General features: G+C 71.7%; 12 protein-coding genes. 7 read left to right on the top strand and 5 right to left on the bottom strand.

What is annotated here, in order from left to right:
* Positions 1-119: 119 nt before the first annotated feature.
* Positions 120-5,645, bottom strand: coding sequence for a DUF4011 domain-containing protein (locus DOE79_RS05080; RefSeq protein ID WP_120337559.1), 5,526 nt, complete (start codon positions 5,643-5,645; stop codon positions 120-122).
* A 211-nt stretch (positions 5,646-5,856) separates the two neighbouring features.
* On the opposite strand from DOE79_RS05080, the gene rpsO reads away from it, so the two are divergent.
* Positions 5,857-6,126, top strand: coding sequence for a 30S ribosomal protein S15 (rpsO, locus tag DOE79_RS05075; protein ID WP_066594293.1), 270 nt, complete (start codon positions 5,857-5,859; stop codon positions 6,124-6,126).
* Positions 6,127-6,236: 110 nt separating this feature from the next.
* On the opposite strand, the gene DOE79_RS05070 is transcribed toward rpsO, so the two are convergent.
* The 3 genes from DOE79_RS05070 to DOE79_RS05060 all read right to left on the bottom strand — a co-directional run bounded on the left by DOE79_RS05070 (position 6,237) and on the right by DOE79_RS05060 (position 7,705).
* Positions 6,237-6,845 carry a hypothetical protein gene (locus tag DOE79_RS05070; RefSeq protein WP_120337558.1) on the bottom strand — a complete coding sequence of 203 codons (609 nt, stop codon included), beginning with the start codon at positions 6,843-6,845 and terminating at the stop codon, positions 6,237-6,239.
* Positions 6,845-7,144, bottom strand: a complete 300-nt coding sequence (locus DOE79_RS05065) for a hypothetical protein (protein ID WP_120337557.1) — start codon at positions 7,142-7,144, stop codon at positions 6,845-6,847. The genes DOE79_RS05070 and DOE79_RS05065 overlap by 1 nt, the downstream gene beginning before the upstream one ends.
* Before the next feature lie 114 nt (positions 7,145-7,258).
* Positions 7,259-7,705: a hypothetical protein gene (locus DOE79_RS05060; protein ID WP_162942602.1), complete on the bottom strand. Its 447-nt coding sequence runs from the start codon at positions 7,703-7,705 to the stop codon at positions 7,259-7,261.
* 38 nt (positions 7,706-7,743) lie between these two features.
* Here DOE79_RS05060 and DOE79_RS05055 point away from each other — a divergent pair, with 38 nt between their 5' ends.
* From DOE79_RS05055 to DOE79_RS05035, 5 genes are all read left to right on the top strand, one after another.
* Positions 7,744-8,850 carry an FAD:protein FMN transferase gene (locus tag DOE79_RS05055; RefSeq protein WP_120337555.1) on the top strand — a complete coding sequence of 369 codons (1,107 nt, stop codon included), beginning with the start codon at positions 7,744-7,746 and terminating at the stop codon, positions 8,848-8,850.
* Complete coding sequence (locus tag DOE79_RS05050; RefSeq protein ID WP_120337554.1) at positions 8,850-9,659, top strand: ferric reductase-like transmembrane domain-containing protein; 810 nt, start codon at positions 8,850-8,852, stop codon at positions 9,657-9,659. Before DOE79_RS05055 ends, DOE79_RS05050 begins: the two co-directional genes overlap by 1 nt.
* Entirely contained in the window at positions 9,656-11,035 is a 1,380-nt protein-coding gene (locus tag DOE79_RS05045) for an NADH-ubiquinone oxidoreductase-F iron-sulfur binding region domain-containing protein (RefSeq protein ID WP_120337553.1), read from the top strand. The genes DOE79_RS05050 and DOE79_RS05045 overlap by 4 nt, the downstream gene beginning before the upstream one ends.
* Entirely contained in the window at positions 11,032-11,313 is a 282-nt protein-coding gene (locus DOE79_RS05040; RefSeq protein WP_245977121.1) for a ferredoxin, read from the top strand. Before DOE79_RS05045 ends, DOE79_RS05040 begins: the two co-directional genes overlap by 4 nt.
* A 103-nt stretch (positions 11,314-11,416) precedes the next feature.
* Positions 11,417-12,220: a fructosamine kinase family protein gene (locus tag DOE79_RS05035; protein ID WP_120337552.1), complete on the top strand. Its 804-nt coding sequence runs from the start codon at positions 11,417-11,419 to the stop codon at positions 12,218-12,220.
* A 25-nt stretch (positions 12,221-12,245) separates the two neighbouring features.
* On the opposite strand, the gene DOE79_RS05030 is transcribed toward DOE79_RS05035, so the two are convergent.
* Entirely contained in the window at positions 12,246-12,800 is a 555-nt protein-coding gene (locus tag DOE79_RS05030) for a type 1 glutamine amidotransferase domain-containing protein (protein WP_120337551.1), read from the bottom strand.
* Positions 12,801-13,063: 263 nt separating this feature from the next.
* Here DOE79_RS05030 and DOE79_RS05025 point away from each other — a divergent pair, with 263 nt between their 5' ends.
* The gene (locus DOE79_RS05025; protein WP_120337550.1) at positions 13,064-14,602 is read left to right on the top strand and encodes an amino acid permease; all 1,539 of its coding nucleotides are present in this window, start codon (positions 13,064-13,066) and stop codon (positions 14,600-14,602) included.
* The last annotated feature ends 70 nt before the right edge of the window (positions 14,603-14,672 follow it).

The raw sequence follows: 14,672 nt of genomic DNA, 5'->3' as shown, positions 1-14,672 counted from the left end.
CGACTAGCGAAAGTGGGCCAGTCTTGGTGGTGCCTGGGGTGACTGGCCCGAATTCGCTAGTGCGCGGGGTGTGCCGACTAGCGAAAGTGGGCCAGTCTTGGTGGGGGCAGCCGTGCCATTCAGGCCAGGGCGGCAGCCTCGTGCGCCTGTCGGGCGGCATCGAGGGCGGTCAGCTTCTCGTCCAGGCGGTCGAGCACCGCGCCCTGCTCGCCGAGCCACTCGGGCATCCACACGCGTTCCACCGCGGGCCAGCCCATCAGCCGGGAGAGCACCTCGACGGGCAGGCCGTCGCGGTCGGAGACCGTGCGGCGGGCCGCCCACGTGGGGCCGTCGAGCAGCACGGCCATCACCGGATGCCCGGGCGAACCGGCCGTGGCCACGCTGAGGTCCACCCGGAAGTCGGACAGGCCCACATCCGTCTGCACGGCGAAGCCGCGCTCGCGCAGCGCCTCGGCGATCTGCTCCCGGTGCCGGTCGAGCGCGCCGGACTGGCGCAGCGGGCTCGCGAGCCCGTCGGATCCGCCGGCGGCCAGGTCGAGGTAGGCGCGCAGGTCCTTCACCCCGGCCGAGATGGTCTCCTCGGCGCGCAGGTCCTGCGGGTCGAAGCTGCTGAACACGATCACCTGGCGGCGGGCCCGGGTGATCGCCACGTTCAGCCGGCGCTCGCCGCCCGGCAGGTTCAGGGGGCCGAAGTTCAGCGGCAGCCGGCCGGACGCATCCGCGCTGAACGCCGTGGAGAACAGGATGGTGTCGCGTTCGTCGCCCTGCACATTCTCGAGGTTCTTCACGAACAGACCGTCGGTCTCGCTCTCGAGCGCGCGCACGATGCGATCGTCGCCGCTGTCACGCAGGCTTCCCTCGATGAGCGCACGCTGCTGCACGTTGAACGTGATCACGCCGATCGACGGGATGCTGTCGGGCTCGGCGGCGAACCGGGCCAGGATCTCGGCCACGATCGCCTGCGCCTCCACCGGGTTGGTGCGGAGGTCCTTGCCCTTCCCGCTGCGGAGGAAGGTCCCGTCGACCCGGCGGAGGCTCACGCCGTAGCCGGCCACGCCGGGGACCGGCTCGGTTGCTGTGTCGGCGTCGGCGAGCGTGCCGGATGCGGCAGCCACCGGGCCCGCGCCGTGGTGCGGCGCCGGGAACGATGACAGCCGGTCGCGGTAGTACGCCCGGTTGCTGAAGGCGATGAGCGATTCGTCCTGGCTGCGGTAGTGCCAGGACAACCATTTGCCGGGCACCTGGGCCTGGACGCACTCCGAGAGGATCGACTCCTCGTCGCGCACGAACTCCAGGGTCTCGCCGTCCTCCTCGCCGGAGCCGATCGCGGACTCGGCGAACGAGGTGGGCGGCATCTGTTTGCTGTCGCCCACGACCACCACCGAGCGGGCCCGTCCCATGGCGCCGACGGCGTCGGACACCCGCACCTGCGAAGCCTCGTCGAAGACGACGATGTCGAAGAGCCCTGCCTGAGCGGGGAAGAACCGGGCCACCGACTCCGGGCTCATCAACATGCACGGCAGGATGTCGGTGATCAGGTCGCCGAACTCGTGCATGAGCTCGCGCACTCCCATGCCGCCGCGCTGGCGGTCGAGCTGACGCTTGAGCAGGCCCAGCCTCGCGGCGGACTCGGCCGACTCGGACGAAGACCCTGACCCGGCGGCACTGGCGGCCTCGGTGGGCGCGCCCGCCCCGCCGATGCTGCGCCGCCGAAGCACGCTGTACGGAATGAACGTGGGCAGGTGCCGGCGCACGGCGCCGGACGCGGTGGTGAACCGGGTGATCGAGCGGTTCTGGGCGGCGGCGTCGAACTGGGCCAGGGTGGTGGCCTGGCCGCGTTCGGCGACGGAGGCGGTGGCAAGCCCCTTTTCGAACGCCAGCCCGGCGTCGTCGGCGTCGACCTCGCCGCGGAGCACCGCCGTGTGCGCCGCCGTGAGGCCGAGAGAGCGGAGCGGCTCGAGGTGCTCGAGCAGGGCGACCCACCGGGTGAGGGAGGGCAGCCCGGGGGCCTGCGCGTCCCGCTCCTCGGTGCCGCGGGACCAGACGGCCACGAGGCCCCCGCCCGCGGCCCAGGCGGCGACGGCGGCCGGACCGGCGCCCGTTGCGGTCATCACGGACTGCAGGGCCAGGAGGGCCCGGTTCAGTGCCGCGGCCAGGTCGGCATCCGGTGCCGGGGTGCTTTCGAGGTAGTCGCGCAGGGCGGCCACGAAGTCGGCGCCGAGCTCCCTGTGGCCCGGGGCGACGGCACCGCCGGCCCAGCGCAGCCAGGCCAGGCGGGCGCTGAACTCGTCACGGCCGGTGTGCCCGGCGGAGCCGACCAGCGGATTCCAGTCGTCGGCGAGGGTGACACCGTCCACGAGGCGCACCCGCGCGCGCAGGGCCTGCAGCTGCGCCTGGCTGTCGGCCAGCTGGCCGGTGACGGTCGAGAGAGTCTTGAGGGGCACGGTGTTGCCGGGAATGAGCTCCGCGGCCAGGCGCGCGAGCACGGCCTTCCGCCGGCCGCGGCGGCCGAAGAAGCCCGCGGCATCCGCTGCTTGCGCGTCACGGTGCAGGGCGGCGGCATCGAGCCGCAAGGCCTCCGGCTTGAGCACGGCCAGCGCCGGATGCGGCGCCTGCGTGAACCGGGCGGTGGCCGTTTCGGCGTCGGCGGCGGCGGCCGCCCAGGCGGGGGAGCGGGTGCCGTCGAGGGTGGTCAGCGGCACCCGCTCGGCGGCGGCGAGGCTGCTCAGGGTGACGAACTCGGTGGGGCTGGCCGCACTGGACACGGCGGCGGCGGCTCGGTGACCGGCCGCCGCGGGGTCGGCGGCAGCGTCCGTGGACGCCAGGCTGGACCCGGCGACGGGCAGCGCCGCCAGCGCCTCGTCGAGCGCGGCGGCGGCCCTGGCCACGGCCGGCAGGTCCAGCGGCGCGGCCGGCGGCGCGGTCACGAACGCCCACGGATGCTGCGGCCGCGGCCGCACCGGATCGGTCACGTCGGGCAGGTCCCGCAGCATCCGGCGCAGCTGGTCCAGCTCGTCGGCGGTGATCCGCGCGGGCAGATCGGCTGGCACCGGCAGGGCCCGAACGTCGTCGTCGGCGGTGAGCTGCGCGGTGCGGGCGGAGTAGAACGACAGCCCTGCGCTGTTCTGCTCGTGCAGCCTGTCGGTGTACCGGGCCAGGCTGCGCCGGGCGGTGCCGAGCACGTCGAGGTCGTTCTTGAGGCCCTGCCCGTCCACGGTCACCTCGTGCTCGAGGGCCTGCCGGATCTGCGCGCGCACGGCGGCCGGCTTGGTGGCCAACGCGTGCAGGTCGAGCGCGAACGGCCCCATGCCCACCTCGTTCAGCCGGGCCTGCACCACCTGCAGGGCCGCGCGTTTCTCGGCCACGAAGAGCACCTTCTTGCCCTCGTACACGGCGCGGGTGAGCAGATTGGTGATGGTCTGCGACTTGCCGGTTCCGGGAGGACCCTCGAGCACGAAGGTGCGCTCGGCGATGGCCTCGGCCACGGCGGCGAGCTGCGACGAGTCGCCCGGAACGGGGCATTCGGCGCCGAGAGCGTCCAGGTCGGCCGGCTCCGGCAGCGGCACCGGGTCGACGAACGGCTGGGTGGGCGTGTGTACGAGGTGGTTCACGAGCGAGTTCTGCGCCAGGGTCTCCCAGTTCTCGTCGAGGTCCTTCCACAGCCGGAACTTCGCGAACTGCAGGATCGACAGGTCGAGGGTCTCCTCCACCCGGAACGGCAGCCCGGCGGCCAACAGGGCCTCGCGGGTGGCACGGAAGGCGCCGGCCAGGTCGATGCCGGAGGTGTCGGTGCGGGACGCGTCCTGCGGGTTCTCCAGCCCGGGGATGCTGAGCCCGTGCAGCTGGCGCAGCTTCTCGAGCAGGCAGTAGTTGGGCGTGGAGGCGCCGGCCTCGTCGAGCCGCACCCTGTAGTCGCCGCCCCGGCCGGCCGGTTCGAGCACCACGGGAACGAGCACCAGGGGGCTGCGCAGTTCCCGGTCATTCGCGGTCCAGACCAGCGACCCGAAGGCCAGGTAGAGGTTGTTGGCGCCGGTCTCCTGCACCACGGTGCGCGCCTTGTACACCAGCGCGCGCAGCTTCGTGGCATAGGCGGCGTCGGTGACGTCGGCGTAGACGGCCTTCTTGCCGGCCAGCAGGGCGGCCAGCTGGTCGGTCGGCAGGTCGCGGCCGAAACGGATGCCGCGCTCCTTGTCGGTCGAGGACATCCGGTCCGCCGGCAGCAGGGTCAGCCCGGTTCCGCCGGTGACGAGGTCCTCCAGGTCGGCGAGGTGCCGGTCGGGCACGGTGAGGGCCAGGGCGCCTCGCTCGGTGAAGTTGATCAGCCGGTTGCGCAGGCTGAGGTCGAGCAGGGCGTTCTTCCACTGCGTGATCCGGGGCGGGGCGAGGCGGGTGGGTGCGCCCGAGTCCACGACGCCCGAGTCCGCGGCCGCCGCGTCGGACGGCGCATCCGTCACGATCGCAGCAGGCACGCCGGACCCCGGCGAACCCGGCCGGTACTCGGTGACGAGTACCGTGCCGTCGCCGGTGACGGTGCGGGCGGGCAGCGGCAGGATGTGCGTGCGCCGCGCCTGCACGACGTCGACGACGCCGATCACACTGCTCAGGTCGGCGAGGCGTTCCAGGTAGGGGGAGCGCTGGGCCTCGGCGAAGTCGGCCGGCCGGCCGGCGCCCTGGTCGGTGACCTGGGTGGTTTCCACGAGCCGGATCAGGTCGAGGTCGATGAGGTTGATCACCTCGGCCACATCGGTGAGGGCCGGAGCCCCCAGGGTCTCCTCCTCACGCCAGTAGCCCAGGAACGCGTGCCCGGTGACGATCCAGAGCAGCGGGTGCAGGCCGGCCTGCTCGAGGGCCGCGGCCATCACCACGACGGTGTCGAGGCAGGTGCCCACCCCGCCCTTCGCACTGATCGCGCCGGCCGCGCCGGCGGCGCCCGCGGCGTCGACCCCGCCGGAGCCGAGCACCTCGCCGGGGGTGCGCACCTTCTGGCCGTCGTCGGCCCAGCTGGCCGGCGGTGTGGCGTAGCGGATGCCGCGGGCGCGCATGGCCTCGAAGACCGCTTCCACCACCTGGTCGACCCGCTCCGGTCCGGCCTGGTAGCCGGGCATCGAGGCGGATCCGGTGCGGGCCGCCAGCAGCACGGCGGCTTCACCGAGCAGGGTGGCGACGGCGGGATGGTTGGGGAGCACGTGCGCCGAGAGCATCTCCAGGGCCAGGTCCACCGGCCGGGCGACCCACTGCTGGGCGGCCAGCAGCTGGATCGGCTCGTCGGCCTGCGCGGCGACGGCGCCGTCGATCAGCAGGCTGGCCCGGATCGTGGCGGGCCGCTGTTCCTCGACGAGCAGCATCGCTGCGGGATCGACGGTGAGAGAGACATCCGTGAAGGTCGCGGTGCGGGCGGCGGCGAGGTCGACGAGCAGGTCGCGCGCGCTGCCGAGGGTGTCGCCGGCGCTGACCACCTCGAGCCGCAGCACGGCTTCGCGCACGGCCGCGCCGCGATTGTCGACCTCGACCCGGCCCACGACGTTGATGCGGTTGTGGGCCAGGGCGTAGCTGAGCACGGGCGTCACGGTGAGGGCGATGGTGAGGTTGTGGTCAGTGGGGACGACGGGCTGGGGGGTGCTCGAGTCGTGTTCGGTCGATTCCACGTGATTCTCCTCGTCGTGCCGGATTCCGCTGTGCGTGACCCTCGAAGAGGGGCACCCAGTCAATCATCGGTGACGAGAGGAACCCTCTCGACCCGCCAGAGGGGAGCGAACTCTGCTAGTCTCTTGAGGTTGCCGTTCAACGGCCGCGGATAAAGAGAGCTCAGGCATTCTGCCCCGAGCACCGCGCAGTGAGAGAAAGGGGATCCCATCTATGGCACTCGAAGCTAATGCTAAGAAGGCGATCATCGAAAAGTACGCTACCCACCCGGGCGACACGGGTTCCCCCGAAGTCCAGATTGCAATGCTCACGCAGCGCATTCTCGACCTCACGGAGCACCTCAAAGAGCACAAGCACGACCACCACTCGCGTCGTGGCCTGCTCCTCCTGGTTGGTCAGCGTCGCCGTCTGCTCGGCTACCTGTCCGACGTGGACATCAACCGTTACCGCTCGCTCATCGAGCGTCTCGGCCTGCGCCGCTAGGTAGTAGCCGAAAGGTTCGCTGATAACGCGATCTTCTTCGAAACGGGCCGTCACCCTTCGGGTGGCGGCCCGTTTTGTGTACCCGGATGCCGGTGGTGCCGCGGCCGGTATCAGGCGGGGTCGGCCGGGATATCGAGCTCCCGGGTGTAATACCCCCAGGGGAAGGTGGTCTCCCGCACCAACCGCCAGCCATCGGCCTCGAGGTGGCGCCTGGCCGCGTTCCCCGGTGTCCACGGCATCCGCCGGTGTTCCCACTGCCGCTCGGAGGCTTCCAGCACATGGGACAGCGTGCCGTAGTCCACGACGTGCCAGCCCCGGCGGCCCTCGTCGGCGAGAATGGCCATTTCGTCGAAAGCCGTGACCGGGCTGATCACCTTGCGGGGCGGATGCCCGGGCTCGGCGCCTGCGCCCGGCACCTGCGCCGGCGCTGAGAAGCGCTGTTGGGCGGCCTGCCGGCTCACGCCGAGGAGCCGGCCGAGGGTGTCCCAGCTGTGCCCGGCGGCACGGGCCCCGTTGATGGAATCGCGCAGCAGCCGGCTGGTCTCCTCGGCGGCGGTGCGGCTGGCGCTGACCAGCCGGAGGTAGGCATCCGGGTCGGTCTCCAGGTCCGCCCGCAGACCGTCCGGGGTGCCGAGCACGGCCTCGGCGACCGCATCCCGCACGGCGTTCGCTTCCGCAGGGGTGAGGGCATCCCGCAGGCGACCACTGGCGCCGGCCATCATCGTTCGTCGCCGCGGTCGGATTCGGTGGCGGCCCGCAACGGTTCGAGATCGTCGAGCGCCGCCGCATCGCGCCTTCTCGCCACGATGTGTCGGACGACCTCGGTCCAGGCCACCAGGGCGATCAGGAGCGTGGCTAAGGCTCCGGTGAAGAAGCCCAGGACGGAGTCCGCGGCATCGTCGTCGACGACGAGGGCGCCCACGGACAGGGCGGCGATGCACAGGACGGCGGCCCCGATGGCGGGAGCGTACCAACGGGGGCGGGTCGGGTCGGTGGTGCTGCGCGTTGTCGTGTTCATGTGTCAAGGATGTCTTGACGGTGGAAGAATGTCAAGAAAATCTTGACGACGTCGATGTCGCCACTGTCGTCCACAGGGTGCACACCCGATACCTGAGGTGCCCGCACAGCTTGCTCATAGCGAGCGCATAGTTGCCGGTCGCAGAGTGGAGTCATCGAGAGCGGCGGCCGGCACCCGGATCGTCGCCCACCCTGACCTGCGGAAGGCGGCACGGAAGATGAACCTGCACGAGCGAGGCACGAGACTGGCCACCATCGTCACAAGCACGGTGGGCCTGGCAGCCGTGATCGCCGCGTCGGCGCTCGGCCTGCACGAGTGGGCGGACACCGAAGCCACCAGCGTGTCGGGGACGACCTCGACCACCACGACAACGGATGCCGAGAGCACCGACTCGTCGGCTTCCTCCGGCACGGGCTCGTCCAGCACAGATTCCTCGGACACCGCCACGAGCAGCACCGACTCGGGTAGTACTGAGTCGTCCGGCACGGGTTCGACGGGCACCGGTTCGTCGAGCACGGATTCGTCGAGCACCGGCTCCAGCTCGGCGGTCAGCCCCGCCACCGGCACCACCTCCGACGCGACCTCGAGCGGATCCTGACATGACGCACACACCGACCCGCGGCACCCCACTGACCCCGGTGTCCGACCTCACCCCTGGCCCGCTGCCGACCGTCCCGGCCCGCACGGCATCCCGCGACTGGACGCTCTGGAGCACCAGCGCCCGTCTTGTCGTGACCGACCCCGACCAGATCGGGCTGGCCGCCACCCTGGCCGACGCCCTACTGGCCGACGTCGACCGTGCCGCGAGCCGGTTCCGGACCGATTCCGAACTCCAGCTGGTCGCGGGCCGGCTGCACGCCGGCGTCGAGGTGAGCAACACCCTGGCCGACCTCGTGCGCCAGGCCCTCGCCTCGGCGGCACTCACCGACGGTGACGTCGACCCCACCCTCGGGTACGCGCTCGACGCCGTCGGCTACGACCGCGACATCCGCCTCGTCGAAGACCACGGCGTGCCCGTGCGGGCCGTCGTATCCCGCCGCCCGGGCTGGAAGAGCGTGTCGCTGGTCGGCAACCGGCTGCGCGTGCCGGCACATCTGGCCCTCGACCTCGGCGCCACCGCCAAGGCCGTCGCGGCCGATTGGACGGCCACGGTGATCAGTGCCGCACTCGGCTGCGGCGTGCTCCTCAGCCTCGGCGGCGACATCGCCACCGCCGGCCCCGCGCCCGAGGGTGGCTGGCAGGTGCGGGTGCAGGATGCGCCGGCCGACCCCGCCGCGACAGTCACCCTCGTGCCGGGCATGGCCCTGGCCACCTCGAGCACCCAACACCGGCGGTGGACCATGGCCGGTCAGACACAACACCACATCCTGAACCCCCGCACGGGACGCCCCGCCGAACCGGTCTGGCGCAGCGTCACCGTGGCCGCCTCGAGCTGCCACCGGGCAAACACCCTGAGCACGGCCGCGATCGTGCGGGGCACGGCCGCGCTGCCGTGGCTCTGCCAACTCGGGACGGCCGCCAGGCTCGTCGACGTCACCGGCTCCGTCACGGTGCTCGGCGGCTGGCCGGCCGAACCGGAGCCGGAGCCGACCCGGGGCGAACGGGCATCCGCCCACACCCTCGAGGTGCGCCGGCCCAGCGACCGACCGGCCCGCTACCAGGACGGCACCCCCATCGGGCACGAGCGCAGACGGGTCGTGGCCTGATGGACGAGGCATTTTGGGCCCTCGGCCGCGGCACCGGCGTTGTGGCCCTCGTGCTGTTCACCCTGTCGGTGCTGCTGGGCATCCTCACCCGCAGCGGCCGGCCGCTGTTCACGTTGCCGCGTTTCTCCATCACGCTCATCCACCGCAACGTGTCGTTGCTCGCGACGGCGTTCATCGTCATCCACATGCTCTCGCTGCTGGCCGACTCCTACGCCCAGCTCACCCTGGTAGACCTCGTGTTCCCGTTCCTCGGCGCCTACCGGCCGTTCTGGCTGGGCCTGGGCACGCTTGCGGTCGACCTCCTCCTCGCGGTCGTGGTCACCAGCCTGCTGCGCCGGTACGTCGGGCAACGGGTCTTCCGCGTGGTCCACTGGTCGACCTACCTGATGTGGCCGATCGCCCTCGCGCACTCCCTGGGCACCGGCACGGATGCGGGCGAGGGCTGGTTCCTCGCTCTCGCGGTGGCCTGCACCGCTGCGGTGCTCGCCGCGGTGGTCTGGCGCATCACCGCCGGGTTCGTCGAATACCGCGGTGAGCGCCGCGCCGAGCGGTTCGTCGGCGAGTTGTCCGCCCTCGCCGCCCACAGCGGCCAGTCCATCGGTTCGCCGCCGTCAACCCGACCGGCCAGTTCCACCGACTCCACCGTGAGGTTCACTGCCGCGGGGTCCGTCACCGAGGTCGACCGTCGGTTCACCGCCGCCGCCGACCCGGGCACCGCGGCCGGGCAGGGTTCAGCGCGGCCGACCATCCCGCTCGACGCACACCGATCCCCGCACCACCTGAGCTCACCGGTTGGGAGACGACCATGACCACCGCCAGCAGCGCGGCCGCCCAGGCGATCAGCGCCCCGGCCTTCTCTGCCCGGCGTTCCCGCGCGGCGGAACACGTTCCGGCCCCGCTCGGCACTGCCCGGCTCACCCGGGCGCCCGGACCCGACCTCGCGCGGCACCTGACCGAATTCGGGGTCCTTCCGTCCGCTCCCGTGTCGGGCACGCTGTTGGAGACCGTGCGCGCCGCCGGCCTCGAGGGCCGCGGCGGGGCCGGCTTCCCCGCCTGGCGCAAGCTCGCTGCGGTCTCGACGGGCTCCGCAAACGGCCGGTTCGGCAGTCGCCGGCCTGTCGTGATCGGCAACGCCGCGGAGGGCGAACCGCTGTCGGTGAAGGACGCGACCCTGCTGGGCACGGCTCCGCACCTGGTCATCGACGGACTCCTCACGGTGGCCGCTGCCGTCAACGCGGCCGAGGTCTACCTCTACGCGCCGGCCGCGCTGCTGCCGATCGTGGCGTACGCCCTGGCCGAGCGCACGGATGCCGACGGTGTGGCCGTACGAGCCTGCGCGGAGAGCTTCATCTCCGGTGAGGCATCCGCTGTGGTCAACGCCCTCGCCGGGCGTCCGGCGCTGCCCGCCGACCGCAGCATCCGCCTCACCACCTCGGGGCTGGGCAAGCGGCCCACTCTGCTGCACAACATCGAAACCCTGGCGCACATCGCCCTCATCGTGCGGTTCGGCGCGGACTGGTTCCGCGCGCTCGGCACCGAGACCGATCCGGGCACCCGCCTCGTGACGGTGAGCCGGGGCCTCTGGGCCGGCGGCGTCTCAGCCGGGGTCTCCGCCGGCGCCACCGGCAGCGTGCCTGCCGGCGCGCCAGGTGCTGCGCCCGCCGGGGCCACCGCGACCGTGCTCGAGGTCATCGGCGGCAGCCGTATCGACGAACTCCTGCGCTTCGGCGGGATCGACCCGGCCGCGGTGCAGGCCGTGCTCGTCGGCGGGTACCACGGCGCCTGGCTGCCGGCCTCGGCCCTGCACACCGGCCTGGACCGGGTGAGCCTGGCGCCCTTCGGCGTCGGCCCGGGCGCGGGCATCCTGCTGGCCCTGGAGACCGGCCGCTGCCCGCTCACGCTGGCCGCGTCGATCGCCGACTATCTGGCCGGCCAGAGCGCCCGCCAGTGCGGGCCGTGCGTGAACGGCCTCCCGGCGATGGCAGCGGTGCTCAGCCGCCTCGCCGCGGGGGAGCGCCACCCGGGGCTGCCCGGTGAGGTGGCACGTCTGGCCGCCCTGGTGACCGGGCGCGGCTCCTGCCACCATCCCGACGGCACCGCCCGGTTCGTGCTGAGCACCCTGACGGTGTTCGCGGCCGACGTCGACGCCCACCTGCACGGCACCTGCGCGAAGGTACACGCATGAGCGCCCGGATGCTCGCCTCCACCGGCCGCCGCGCAGCCGGCGCCGCCGCCGCGGGCTCCGGTGCCCGCGCGGTGCTGCACATCGATTGGACGTCCTGCGACGGCCGGGGACTGTGCACCGAATTACTGCCGGAGCGGCTGCAGCGCGACGACTGGGGCTACCCGCTGGCGCTCGGCTACGGCTCGGACGTGCCGGTGCCCGCTCAGCTGCTCACCGCGGCCACCGACGCGGTGTCCCTCTGCCCCCGCCAAGCCCTCGCCCTCTTCCGCGAGCCATGAGTCAAGCCCCACTCTCGGGCCCGGACGCGTGCTTCTCTCACAGGTCGCGGAGGTTGCCGCGCGTCCCGTAGCGCCCAGCCGTGCAAACGGTCAGAGTGGAGGGATGAGCGACTTCGTCAATTCACCCGGCGGCGACCCTCGTGGGTTCGACAAGAGGCGGCACGGCGCACCGTCCGGGTTCTTCGAGGCCGAGGCGGCCGGGCTGGTCTGGCTCGCCGTGCCCGGGGGAGTGCGCACGGCGCAGGTCATCGATCTGGAGCCCGGCCACATCGTGCTCGAGACCATCGACGAGGTGCCGCCCGCCGCCGCCGCGGCCCGGGCGTTCGGCGCCCAGCTCTCGGTGACCCACTCGGCCGGTGCCGCGGCCTTCGGCGCACCGCCGGACAACTGGAGCGGCCCGCTGTTCATCGGCAACCGCAGCCTGCCCGCCGCGTACGAGGACACGTGGGGCGCCTTCTATGCCCGGTACCGGGTGCTGCCGTACCTCGACATCGCCCTCGACGTGGGCGGTGTCACGGCCCGCCAGTCCGAGGTCGTTCATGCGGCGTGCGCCCGTATCGAGGCCGGCGACTTCGATGACGGGGCGCCGGCCGCCCGGCTGCACGGCGACCTCTGGACCGGTAATGTGCTCTGGTCGGCGGACGGGGTGGTGCTCATCGACCCGGCCGCGCACGGCGGCCACCGCGAAACCGACCTGGCGATGCTGGCCCTGTTCGGCTGCCCCTACCTCGAGGAGATCACCGCCGGCTACGAGTCGGCGGCGCCCCTGCGGGCAGGCTGGCGGGCGCGGACGCCGCTGCACCAGCTGCATCCGCTCGCCGTGCACGCGGCCGGCCACGGAGCCGCCTACGGCCGGGCGCTCGAGCAGGCCGCCGAGGCCGTGCTCGAACTGCCCAACGCCCGGTGACCGATGGCCCGGTGACCGCGACAGGTCAGCTGGTCTGTCCGGCGTGGGCGCCCTCGGCGACCTCTTCGATGACCTTGGCGTTGAACGCCGGCAGGTCGTCGGGGGTGCGGCTGGACACAAGGCCGTTGTCCACCACGACCTCTTCGTCGACCCAGGTGGCCCCGGCGTTCTGCAGGTCGGTCTTCAGGCTGGGGTAGGAGGTGAGGGTGCGGCCCTCGATCACGCCCGCCTCGATGAGGATCCAGGCGGCGTGGCAGATGGCCGACACAGGCTTGTGCGCGCTGAAGAAGTCGCGGGTGAAGGCGATGGCGTTCTGGTCCATCCGCAGGTGGTCGGCGTTCACGACACCGCCGGGCAGCACCAGCGCGTCGAAGTCGTCCGCGCGGGCGTCGGCGACGGCCAGGTCGACATACTGCGAGTGGCCCTTCTTGCCGGTGATGCTCTCGGTGGCGGGGGAGACCAGCACGGCGGTGGCGCCGGCCTCGGTCACGGCCTGCCAGGGGCTCGACAGCTCGCTGTCCTCGTATCCGTCGGTGAGCAGGAAGGCGATGCGCTTGCCGGAAAGTTCGGTGGTCGTCATGGTTCTCCTTGTCGTCGGTCGAGTGAAGCGGATGGCTTCGGGCGGGCCGGACACGGCCGGCGTCGCCACATTCCACGCTAGTCACGGGTCGGCGCGCGTGCGCCCCTCCCCACCGAACATTGAGGATTCATTCAGCCGGCGCCCGCTGGACAGCCTCCTCCAGCATCGGTCGAGCGGGGGTGGTTGGGCGCCGCCGGGACCTTCGGTCTGCCGCTGGACGCCCGTCCGCCATAAACTTGAGCTTTACACGATCGGATACACCCATGAGTCTTTGGCGTACCAAGAGCATCGAATCGTCGATGGCTGATTCCCTCGAGAAGGGGCACAGCCTCAAACGCACCCTCGGCACGTGGGACCTGATGGTCATGGGCGTGGCCGTCGCCGTGGGCGCCGGCATCTTCTCAGTAGGCGCCAAGGCCGCCGGCAGCTACGCCGGACCGTCGGTCACCCTCGCCTTCGTGCTCGCGGCCGTCACGTGCGCCCTGGCGATCATGTGTTACGCCGAGTTCGCCTCCGCGGTGCCCGTCGCCGGCTCCGCGTACACGTTCACCTACGCCACGCTCGGCGAGCTGCTCGCCTGGATCATCGGCTGGGACCTGATCCTCGAGATGCTCACCGCCGCCGCCGTGATCGCCAAGTACTGGGGCATCTACCTCAGCGACGTCTTCGAACTCTGGAACTGGAACATCCCGGACACCATCAACGTGCTCGGCCTCAACGTGAGCTGGGGCGCGTTCGTGATCGTCGCGATCTTCACCACCCTGCTGGTGCTCGGCACCCAGCTCTCCGCCCGGGTCGCCAGCGTGTTCACCATCGTCAAGGTGGCGATCGTGCTCTTCGTCATCGTCGTGGGCGCGTTCTTCATCAACCCGGCCAACTACTCGCCGTTCATCCCCGAGTCCGTGCCCACCACGGATGGTGTCGGTAGCGACGTGTGGACCCAGTCGCTGTTCTCCTTCATGACCGGTGCCGCCCCCGCCCAGTACGGCATCTTCGGCCTGCTCGCCGGTGCCTCGCTGGTGTTCTTCGCGTTCATCGGCTTCGATGTGGTGGCCACGAGCGCCGAAGAGGTCAAGAACCCGCAGAAGACCCTGCCGCGCGGCATCTTCGCGGGCCTGGCCATCGTCACGGTGCTCTACGTGGGTGTCAGCCTGGTGCTCACCGGCATGGTGCCGTACACCGTGCTCGCGGACGCGAAGGATGCCTCGCTGGCCACGGCGTTCATCGCCGTCGGCGCCGGCTGGGCCGCCCAGGTGATCTCCATCGGCATCCTGGCCGGCCTCACCACCGTGATCATGGTGCTGCTGCTCGGGCTCTCCCGGGTGCTCTTCGCCATGAGCCGGGACGGCCTGTTACCGCGCTGGCTCAGCGTCACCTCGGAGAAGCGCCGCACGCCGGTGCGCATCCAGATCATCACCGGCGCCGCGGTCGCGCTCATCGCGGGCCTCACCGATGTGGGTGTGCTCGAAGAGATGATCAACATCGGAACCCTTTCGGCGTTCGTGCTCGTGAGCATCGCGGTGGTGGTGCTGCGCAAGAAGCGCCCCGACCTCAAGCGCTCGTTCAAGGTGCCGCTGTCGCCGTACCTGCCGATCCTCTCGGCCGCGCTCTGCCTCTGGCTGATGCTCAACCTCACCACGCTCACCTGGGTGCGGTTCCTGGTCTGGCTGGTGCTCGGTTTCATCGTGTACTTCGCCTACGGACGTCGCCACTCGCTCGTGGGCATCAACGCCAAGCTGCTCGTCGACGCCACCCGGCGCGAGGAGATCGAACGCGAAGAACGCGCCGTCCGCGGCGAGTAGGTCCGCACAACTGTTCCCCGAACGGACTTCTGCGTCCGGCGTACCGGCCGCAGAAGTCCGCTTGGGGAAC

This window comes from Cryobacterium soli, assembly GCF_003611035.1.
Lineage (GTDB): Bacteria > Actinomycetota > Actinomycetes > Actinomycetales > Microbacteriaceae > Cryobacterium > Cryobacterium soli.
The sequence above is the reverse complement of the archived record's forward strand: the minus strand, read 5'-3'. Positions and strand labels throughout refer to the sequence as shown.